The sequence below is a fragment of the Corallococcus praedator genome (assembly GCF_003612125.1).
GTDB lineage: Bacteria > Myxococcota > Myxococcia > Myxococcales > Myxococcaceae > Corallococcus > Corallococcus praedator.
This window is the reverse complement of record NZ_RAWI01001481.1, coordinates 1-380: the sequence shown is the minus strand read 5'-3', so window position 1 is coordinate 380 and position 380 is coordinate 1. Positions and strand designations below refer to the sequence as shown.

Here is a 380-nt window from a genome sequence, read left to right as displayed (position 1 = left end):
CCGTTGCTTGAGCATCATTACGCTCTCATCGCCTTTGACAGTAAGGGCAGTAGTAGATGCGGCGACCGCCCGCACTATCTTTGAGAATGGTGGTGCCGCAACGATAGCAGGGGTTGCCATCGCGGTTGACGACATAGAAGCGATATTGCTGACGCGAGTAACCTTGCTGTTTGAGTTGAGCGACCATTTCCAGGTCGTTGGTGATGCCTTTGGTGAAATAGGATTGTTGGCTCACGGCGATCGCCCCTGCCGCCAAGCCATCAATTTGCTCAGGCGTACAGTCAATAGGGCGCAGAGATGGATGCACTCTGGCGACAAACAGCACTTCGCTGCGGAGGTAGTTGCCAAGTCCGCACAGAAAGCCTTGATCGAGCAAGAGG

Annotated in this window: 1 pseudogene; it reads right to left on the bottom strand. The window is 54.5% G+C overall.

The features are described 5' to 3' along the window. Nucleotides 1-25: 25 nt before the first annotated feature. Nucleotides 26-380: pseudogene (locus D7Y13_RS50295) on the bottom strand (hypothetical protein); the annotation flags it as partial.